This window comes from Streptomyces sp. NPDC048461 (genome assembly GCF_055587105.1).
The window spans coordinates 1-1,291 of record NZ_JBVJGW010000083.1; the positions used below are offsets into that span (position 1 = coordinate 1).

The 1,291-nt window shown below is 67.2% G+C and carries 1 protein-coding gene; it reads right to left on the reverse strand.

Translation table 11 applies throughout. The features are described 5' to 3' along the window. Positions 1 to 17: 17 nt before the first annotated feature. Positions 18 to 1,222, reverse strand: a protein-coding gene (locus tag ACZ6S8_RS39635) for an IS3 family transposase (protein ID WP_469463268.1) whose coding sequence is annotated in 2 segments (ribosomal slippage) — positions 18 to 931 and positions 931 to 1,222 — 1,206 coding nt in all. Because the reading frame shifts where the segments join, the coding sequence is not laid out codon by codon here. Positions 1,223 to 1,291: the final 69 nt, after the last annotated feature.

Below are 1,291 nucleotides of genomic sequence, written 5' to 3' on the forward strand. Positions count from 1 at the left end.
CCGGATTTTGAACACGTCTATGCGGCTCGGGCCAGGGTAGTTGATGTTGTTTGGAAGGCGTTCTCGAAGGCGATCGGAGATCGCTGACCGAGGCTGGAGTGCCGGCGTCGGGTGTTGTAGCGGGTCAGCCAGCGGAAGGCGTCGAGTCGCGCCTCGCGCTCGTTCAACCAGCCTTTGCGACCCTTGAGCGTCTCTCTCTTGAAGGCGGCGTTGAAGCTTTCCGCGGCGGCGTTGTCCGCGCTGGACCCGACCCCACCCATACTCTGCCGGACCCCTGCTGACCTGCAGACTTCAGCGAAGGCCCGACTCGTATATTGCGAGCCGTGATCGGTGTGCATCACCGCTCCGGTCAGGCTCCCGCGGGTCCGCTCGGCTGCCGCCAGGGCGTCGATGACGAGCTCGGTGCGCATGTGATCGGCGATTGCCCAGCCGGCCAGACGGCGTGAGCACAGGTCGATGACGGTCGCGAGATAGAGCGGCTTCGCGCCGCTGACCGGCAGATATGTGATGTCGCCGACGTACTTCGTGTTCACAGCGGCCGCGGTGAAGTCGCGTCTGATCAGGTCCGGCGCTTTCGCCGCGGCCGGGTCCGGGACGGTAGTCCGCTGCCGGCGACGCAGACGGACTCCCTCGAGTCCGATGGTCCGCATGATCTTCGCGACGCGTTTGTGGTTGATCCGTTCGCCCCCCTCACGGAGTTCGGCGGTGATCCTGGGGGCGCCGTAGGTGCCGTCGGATTCCTCGTGGACCTTGCGTATCCGGGCCGCGAGCCCGGCCTCGACGGCCTGCCGGCCCGTCCGCGCCCCTGCGGTGCGGCGCCAGTAGTAGAAACTCGAGCGGGAGATCCCCAGGATGTCGCAGAGCCGCTTCACGCCGAACCGGCGCTGGTGATCCTCAACGAACTGGCAGCGGTTCACCAGCGCGTCTCTCCCGCGAAATACCGGGCCGCCTTGCGCAGGATGTCCCGTTCTTCCTCGAGTTCGCGAACCCGCCGGCGCAAGGCGGCCACCTCCGCCGAGTCCGAAGCTGGTGCCGCCGCGGCCGTCTGCGCTGCCGGGTGGGAACCAGGGCGCCGCCCGTCAGCGGCCCGAATCCAGTTCCGCAGCGTCTCGGTGTTGACCCCCAGATCGGCGGCGACGGACTTGATCGTCGCTCCCGGCCGCGACCGGTACAACGCGACCGCGTCCGCCTTGAACTCGGCGGGATAGTGCTTCATCCCCACAGGGACTCCGTTCTCCTGGACCATCAAGATCCAAGTCTCTCCGGTGTCCAAAATCCGGGGTCAGGGCCC